Below are 6,287 nucleotides of genomic sequence, written 5' to 3'. Positions count from 1 at the left end.
TTACGCGGCCCTGGCGGGATGTCACGCTGAGCGGTCCTTTTTTTCAGAATGAATATTCAAGAGGTTTCAATGGAAGTCGCCAACAAGCGCGTGGTCTCAATCGAATACACCCTCAAAGACACCGAGGGCAATGTCCTGGACAGCTCCGAAGGCCGAGAGCCCCTGGCCTTTGTTCACGGCACCCAATCCATCATCCCCGGCCTGGAAAAGGGCATCGAGGGCTGGAAAGAGGGCGACAGCGGTGAAGTGACCGTGCAGCCGGAAGACGGCTACGGTGAGCGGACCGACGAGCTCCAGCAGGAAGTGCCGCGCGACATCTTCCAGGCTGACGCCGAGATCGAGCCCGGCATGCGTTTCCAGGCCGTGGGTGAGCAAGGCGCCCAGATCATCACCGTGGTGGAGCTGCGGGATGACAAGGTCCTGATCGACGCCAACCACCCCCTCGCCGGCCAGACCCTGCATTTCGACGTCAAGATTGCCGGAGTGCGTGATGCCTCCGAAACGGAGCTGGAAAGCGGTCAGCCCGATGGCGCCGACGAAGAAGCCTGATTCAGGGGCTCATCGCCGCGCAAGACGAAAAAAGCCCGGCCATCGGCCGGGCTTTTTTGTTGGCAGAACGGATCAACCCTGCCTCCACCCCTAGCGGCTGGGCTGATAGGGCTCAAGCTTGAAGGCGAAGGTATATCGGGGCATGTGACAGATGCGGGACGGGGGCCGGCCGGCGTGCAGGATCGCGCCGTCAAAGAGCACCAGACGACCGGGGCGGGGGCTGACGACAAATTCCGCATCCTTGTCCTCATTGAAGAACAGGGTTTCCCCGCCCCACTCCACATCCCATTCCGGGGCAATGAACCAGAGACCGGTCAATTCATGCTGGTCCGGCAGACAGTCCGTGTGGGTGAACAGTACATCCCCAAAGCCGGCGTAATTGCAGTAACTGCGGTAGACCCGATAGGCCCGCCCCGAGGTCTGACCAAACCATCGAGCGGCTTCAATGGTGGGCTTGAAAATGGGCAGCACTTCGGGCTGATCCACATTGGCAGCCCAATGGGTGAACTGGCTGGTATCGGAACGCGCGGCTTCATCCTTGGTGAAACCGCTGCGAGTCAGGACCGAGAACAACTGACGAATCTGCTCCAGGGGCAGAAGATCATCGAATACCGCGATGGGACGTCCTTCCACCGTGCCGGATCTACTGGGCTGCATCAAAATCTCCTCATGCCTTGAATTCCAGATCAGGGGCCCGCTTCGGCCTCGTCCAGTCGGGACAGCAGGTCCTCGTCACTCAGCCCGTCGATTTCCGCGTCGGCCGCCATTGCATTGTCAGCGAACATATAGGACTTCATGACGAGATTGTCGGAACAGCGGCAGAAGAGGATTACCATGGCCCCGTAGGACTCATGGCCGCGGGCGATATCCCATTGCTCCCCTGTTCGATCCACGATTCGTCTCAACATGGCCGCCCTCTTTTCAATGGCGCCCGAACCAGCGCCGGTCACGCAGAATCTCGCGGGCCGCATTATGGCCGGGTGCACCGGTGACGCCGCCACCAGGGTGGGCACCGGAGCCGCAGTGATAAAGCCCTTTCACCGGCCCGCGATAATCACCATAACCCAGCATGGGGCGGGCGGAATAGAGCTGATCCAGTTGCAGGGCGCCGTGGAAGATATCGCCACCCACCAGACCGAAACGGGCCTCCAGGTCAGCCGGGCTGAGGGCCATGTAGCCCAACAGACTGTCCCGGAAGTTGGGTGCGAACTCGGTGACCGTTCGGATCACTGCCTCGGCTGCCTGTTCTTGGGCCTCGTCTGTCCACCCGCCGGCAGGGCCCTCCGGCGCGAAATGCTGACAAAAGAGACTGGCCACGTGCTTGCCGACCGGTGCCAGACTGTCATCCAGGGTACTGGGGATGAGCATTTCCACCACCGGTCGCCGGGCAATGCCGCTGTCTCGTGCATCCCGCCAGGCACGGTCCATATACTCCAGGCTGGGCGCCATGACGATGCCCGATGACAGATGGGGACCGGCTTCGGGCATGGCCGTGAAACGCGGCAGCTCCGACAGGGCCACATTCATCCGGAAAGTGCCGGAAGCACAGCGATAGGCCTGCATTCTTTGCTGAAACCCGGCAGGCAGGTCCGACTCGTCCATCAATTTCAGGTAGAGCAGCTTGGGCCCGATATTGGCCGCGACCCGGCGTGCAGGCAGGAATCGACCATCCTCCAGTTCCACCCCGCTGACCCTGCCCTGGTTTGTCCTGACCCGGTCAACCGCCGCCTCGGTCTCGATCACGACCCCCAGCCGCTCGGCTTCGCGGGCCATGGCCTGGGTGATGGCGCCCATGCCACCGATGGCATGGCCCCATGCGCCCGGCTTGCCGTTCACCTCGCCAAAGACGTGGTGCAACAGGACATAGGCCGACCCCGGGGTGTCCGGGCTGGCATAGTTGCCGACAATACTGTCAAAACCAAGAATGGCCTTGATGGGCTCGGACTCGAACCATTGGTCCAGAATGTCCGTGGCACTGCGGGTAAACAGGGCGAGCAGATCCCGTCTCGCCTCGGCACTCATGCGGGCGAACTGACGGCCATCCCGAAGGGCATGGATCAGATCCGTCAACCCGCCTCCCACATTGGGCGGGGTCTGCAGAATCATCTCCCGCAGGGCAGCGGCAGCGGCAGACAACATGCGCTCGAACTCAGGCAGGCGCCTGGCATCCTGGCTGGAAAAACGGGCCACATCGGCCAGGGTGTCTTTCTCGGTGGCCCCCAGGGACAGGGCATCTCCGTTTTCCAGGGGCAGGAAGTTGGACAGCGGCCGCTCGACAATCCTGAGGCCATGCTCGTGCAGGCCCAGGTCCCGAATGACCTTGGGGTTGAGAAGACTGACTGTATAGCTGGCGGTGGAATTACGGAAACCGGGATAGAATTCCTCGGTCACTGCCGCACCCCCCACCACGTGGCGGCGCTCCAGCACGCGGACCGACAAACCGGCCCGGGCCAGATAGCAGGCGCAGGTGAGGCCGTTGTGGCCGGCACCGATAATGATCACGTCATCGCTTGCTGCCATAGGCACCCTGCCCCAATACGGTACTTATTTCTTCACATGCCTCTTCAGGCGTTTGCGTTTCTGAATCTGGCGGTCGGTGAGTTTGTTCTTCTTGTCCTTGAAGGGATTGTCGCTGCTCTTGAACTCGATCCTGATCGGTGTGCCCTGAAGAGAGAAAGTCTGCCGAAAATAGTTTTCCAGGTACCGACGATAGGCCTTGGGGGTGCGCTCGGTCTGGTTACCGTGAACAACAATCACCGGGGGATTCTTGCCCCCCTGGTGGGCATAACGGAGTTTGATCCGATGCCCTCGTGCCACCGGTGGCGCATGACGGGATACCGCGTCTTCCAGGGCTCGGGTGAGCTCGGAGGTGGGCATGTCACGGTTGGCCGCCTCCCACACCGTATCCACGGAAGCCAGCAGCTCACCCACACCGGTGCCATGCTTCGCGGAAATATGGTGATGGGGTGCAAAGGTCATGAAGGGCAGCTTGAGGTCCATCTCGGTCCGGGTGCGTTCGCGCCTGTCCGGACTGAGACCGTCCCATTTGTTGATGGCCACCACCACGGCCCGGCCGGCCTCCAGGGCCAGCCCCATCAGGGAGGCATCCTGGTCAGTCACCCCTTCGGAGCCATCCACGAGCGCGACCACTACATGGGCGTCTTCAATGGCCTGGAGGGTCTTCACCACGCTGAGCTTTTCGATGTACTCCTCCACCCGGGCACGACGACGTACCCCGGCAGTATCCACAAGCACATAGTCCCGGCCGTCACGGCGAAAGGGAACGCGCACCGCGTCCCGGGTGGTACCCGGCTCATCCGCCGCGACCATGCGCTCCTCGCCCAGCCATCGATTTATCAGGGTGGACTTGCCCACATTGGGGCGACCGATAACCGCCACGCGGATACCATCCTCGTGCCAGTCATCCTCCCCTTCCCGACTGGGCACATGGGATAGCACTTCTTCCATCAGGGGGACAATGCCGCGACCAAGAGAGGCCGAAATGGCGCGCGGCTGGCCCATTGCCAGGGCATGGAATTCGGCTACCGCAGCATCCCGGGCCTGGCCTTCGGCCTTGTTTACCGCCACCACCACGGGCTTGTTCTGGCGTCGGAAGGCACGAGCCAGTTCTTCGTCGGCAGGCGTCAGTCCCTGGCGGCCGTCCACCACGAAAATGGCCACATCGGCCTCTTCCAGGGCCCGCAGGCTTTGTTGCTCCATCAGGCTTTCCACCGGGGCTTCGGCTTCACCCATGCCGCCGGTGTCGATCACGATGAAGGGACGGTCTCCAGACCGGCCGATGCCGTAATGGCGGTCCCGGGTGAGCCCCGGCGTATCCGCCACCAGGGCATCACGGGTGCCCGTCAACTGATTGAACAGGGTGGACTTGCCCACATTGGGGCGGCCAAGCAGTGCGACGACGGGCAGCATGGGGCGGTGGCCTCAGTCCCTGGCCTTGAGTCGATAGGCGCGTACACGCCCCTCGCCATCCTGGACAATCAGTTTGTCGCCCACGGCCAGAGGCGCCATGTTGATCCGGTTGCGGCTCATCCGCTCCCGGGCAACCAGCTCACCACCGTCAGCGGACAGGAAATGGACATAGCCTTCCAGATCCGCCACGGCGACCGTGTCCTGATAGACCACTGGCGCGGTCATCTGTCGAGCACGCATGGCATCCTGAAGCCAGACACTGGTGCCGTCCCGGCGATTGAGACCGTGGACTTCGGAGTGGCGGTCGGTGACATAGACCAGGTCATCATCAATATCGAGCCCGGCAAGGCTGCCAATATCCCGCTCCCAGCGCTGGGAGCCACTGAGGCTCACTGCCGCCATGCGATCGGAGGCGGAAACCGCGTAGACGGTGTCATCGGAGGCGGCCATGAAAGGGGCAATATCGGCAATCTGCTCAAGCTCATTCCGCCCGGCGGAGATGCCTACCATCTGTGACCACTGGTTCTGCCCGTCGCGAACACCGTAAGCGCGAACCTGACCATTGTCGAAACCGACTAGGACGCGACTGCCCCGAATGATCGGGCTGGTGTTGCCCCGCATCTTGAGCGGTGGCACCTCTTCCGAGCGGGACCACAACTCACCGCCATCGGACAGGGAAAGACCGTGGACGTAACCATTTCCGGACTTGACCACCACATAGCCGCGCGCGACGGCCGGCGGTGTCACGATTTCGCCATTCACGCGCTCACGCCAACGCACATCACCATCCTCGGTGCGAAGGCTGAAGACCCGCCCGTCCAGGCTGCCGACGATCAGGCGACCCTCGGCCAGACTGGGCCCACCGGCGAGGGGCGCATCCAGGTCCACCTGCCAGATACGCCGACCGGTCTCGGCGTTTACCGCCTGGACGCGACCATTGTGCCCGGCAATATAAACCCGTTCACCATCAGAGGCGGGGCGAAGCCCGAGAAACAGACGCTCTTCGGAACCACCCGCCCGCGCACTCCAAAGCCGCTCTACATCGTAGCGGGCCTCAAAACGCTCCAGGTCCCGGGGCTCTTCAATGGCACTCTGCTGGGCACAGGCAGCCAGAGCAGCGGTGGCAATGAGCAGCAGGGCAATTCGCTTAGTCGTTCTACTGAAAAGGCTTGGCATCAGTCTTGGTACCCGGCCAGGTCGTGATACTTCATTTCCAGTGCCGCACTGGCACCGAACTCGTCATTGTCAGCATCCAGGGCCCGGCCGTAGGCCTCGCGGGCCGCCGCCGGCTCCCCGGCCGCCAACAGGGCATCGCCACGGGCTTCCTCGAACAGAGCCACGTAGCGCCCGGGATCAACACCATCCAGCACATCCAGGGCCGACTGGGGGTCGTCCAGGGCGACGTACACCCTCGCCAAACGGACCCTGGCCAGTTTCGCAAGTTCCTGGTCGCGGCCATTATCCACCGCCCAGCGCAGGTAATCAGCGGCCTCTTCCAGGCGACCGGTGTCCACAGCCAGCGCTGCCACCCGAAGTGCGCCATGGGCAGCCTGGGAGGTGCGTCGATAATCGGCCAGCAATTCATCCGCCAGGGTGGCCGCCTGATCAAAGTCCCCCATCTCGGCGGCCATATTGACCTGCTCCACCCTGTTGCCGGCTTCCGCGGCCTGGGTCTCCATGGAGGCCTGCCAGAAACGCCAACCGGCAATCAGGGCAACACCGATCACCAGACCGGCAATCACGAAGGCACCGTTTTCCCGCCACCAGCGTTTTACTGCGTCAATTGCTTCTTCGTCTGAACTAAACAC

Annotated in this window: 7 protein-coding genes; 1 reads left to right on the top strand and 6 read right to left on the bottom strand. The window is 62.6% G+C overall.

Going from position 1 to position 6,287, the window contains the following annotated elements; genetic code table 11:
* Window positions 1-69: 69 nt before the first annotated feature.
* Window positions 70-549, top strand: a complete 480-nt coding sequence (locus ACJWXQ_RS05635; RefSeq protein WP_346051047.1) for a peptidylprolyl isomerase — start codon at window positions 70-72, stop codon at window positions 547-549.
* 90 nt (window positions 550-639) lie between these two features.
* Here the strand turns inward: ACJWXQ_RS05635 and ACJWXQ_RS05630 are convergent, their stop codons facing one another.
* Genes ACJWXQ_RS05630 through ACJWXQ_RS05605 form a run of 6 tightly spaced genes read right to left on the bottom strand, consistent with a single transcriptional unit; the run spans window position 640 to window position 6,287 of the window.
* Complete coding sequence (locus ACJWXQ_RS05630; RefSeq protein WP_346051048.1) at window positions 640-1,206, bottom strand: 2OG-Fe(II) oxygenase; 567 nt, start codon at window positions 1,204-1,206, stop codon at window positions 640-642.
* Between the two features lie 29 nt (window positions 1,207-1,235).
* A complete protein-coding gene (locus ACJWXQ_RS05625; protein ID WP_346051049.1) occupies window positions 1,236-1,457 on the bottom strand; it encodes a hypothetical protein in 222 nt (73 codons plus the stop codon).
* A 13-nt stretch (window positions 1,458-1,470) separates the two neighbouring features.
* Window positions 1,471-3,069 (bottom strand): phytoene desaturase family protein, encoded by a 1,599-nt coding sequence (locus ACJWXQ_RS05620; protein WP_406672344.1) that lies wholly within the window; start codon window positions 3,067-3,069, stop codon window positions 1,471-1,473.
* A gap of 24 nt (window positions 3,070-3,093) precedes the next feature.
* Entirely contained in the window at window positions 3,094-4,479 is a 1,386-nt protein-coding gene (der, locus tag ACJWXQ_RS05615) for a ribosome biogenesis GTPase Der (protein ID WP_346051051.1), read from the bottom strand.
* A 12-nt stretch (window positions 4,480-4,491) separates the two neighbouring features.
* Window positions 4,492-5,655, bottom strand: a complete 1,164-nt coding sequence (gene bamB, locus ACJWXQ_RS05610; RefSeq protein WP_346051052.1) for an outer membrane protein assembly factor BamB — start codon at window positions 5,653-5,655, stop codon at window positions 4,492-4,494.
* Window positions 5,655-6,287 carry a tetratricopeptide repeat protein gene (locus ACJWXQ_RS05605; RefSeq protein WP_346051053.1) on the bottom strand — a complete coding sequence of 211 codons (633 nt, stop codon included), beginning with the start codon at window positions 6,285-6,287 and terminating at the stop codon, window positions 5,655-5,657. The genes bamB and ACJWXQ_RS05605 overlap by 1 nt, the downstream gene beginning before the upstream one ends.

The organism is Natronospira sp. (assembly GCF_007134575.1).
Classification (GTDB): Bacteria; Pseudomonadota; Gammaproteobacteria; order Natronospirales; family Natronospiraceae; genus Natronospira; species Natronospira elongata.
The sequence above is the reverse complement of the archived record's forward strand: the minus strand, read 5'-3'. Positions and strand labels throughout refer to the sequence as shown.

Bases quoted from the DNA above. Each gene is read 5' to 3' on its own strand.
- ACJWXQ_RS05625 (WP_346051049.1), bottom strand. From the start codon at position 1,457: ATGTTGAGACGAATCGTGGATCGAACAGGGGAGCAATGGGATATCGCC.
- ACJWXQ_RS05635 (WP_346051047.1), top strand. From the start codon at position 70: ATGGAAGTCGCCAACAAGCGCGTGGTCTCAATCGAATACACCCTCAAA.
- bamB (WP_346051052.1), bottom strand. From the start codon at position 5,655: ATGCCAAGCCTTTTCAGTAGAACGACTAAGCGAATTGCCCTGCTGCTC.
- ACJWXQ_RS05630 (WP_346051048.1), bottom strand. From the start codon at position 1,206: ATGCAGCCCAGTAGATCCGGCACGGTGGAAGGACGTCCCATCGCGGTA.
- der (WP_346051051.1), bottom strand. From the start codon at position 4,479: ATGCTGCCCGTCGTCGCACTGCTTGGCCGCCCCAATGTGGGCAAGTCC.
- ACJWXQ_RS05620 (WP_406672344.1), bottom strand. From the start codon at position 3,069: ATGGCAGCAAGCGATGACGTGATCATTATCGGTGCCGGCCACAACGGC.